Raw genomic sequence first — 494 nt, 5'->3', positions numbered from 1 at the left:
CGCACAGACTTTTGGCTGAGAGATCTGGCTTATGTCATTCTGCCTAATGGCGAATGTCTGAATGAATTACTAATAATTAATGGCTTTGCTAAAGCAAGCTATTCATATCATTGCATTCATTTGCATTATTTTCAAGAAATAAGTAGATTAGCACAACTCGAAAAGCAGGGAATTTACCAATTTTCAAATATTTTTTAGAATGTTGGACTTATGTTGAACTGAACAAAAAAGTGTAACTAAAAAACCCTTTATTCATCAACATAAACTTATAAATTACTGATATTTGAGTGTTGTGCGCAATATTAGAAGCGGGGTATCAAAAAGAAATTTCGGTCTGAAAAATCAAAATTTTGACTTGAATTTAAACTTCTAAAACTGACTAAAATCTGAAATTCTTTGCGCTGATCTTCCTAAATCCAGAAAAAAATTTTATGAAAAACTTACCGATTTGAGTATAAAAAATTGTGCTTGACTTTTACAAATTTTGCACTTAA

Annotated in this window: 1 protein-coding gene; it reads left to right on the top strand. The window is 30.0% G+C overall.

All coding sequences use genetic code 11. From position 1 onward, the window contains the following. On the top strand, nucleotides 1-198 hold a 198-nt coding region (locus tag IV513_RS15715; RefSeq protein WP_209391490.1), incomplete at its 5' end, for a hypothetical protein. Nucleotides 199-494: the final 296 nt, after the last annotated feature.

It is taken from the genome of Chryseobacterium sp. RR2-3-20, from assembly GCF_017808115.1.
Lineage (GTDB): Bacteria > Bacteroidota > Bacteroidia > Flavobacteriales > Weeksellaceae > Chryseobacterium > Chryseobacterium oryzae.
Note: the sequence above shows the minus strand (reverse complement) of the source record. Positions and strands in the feature narration are given on the sequence as shown.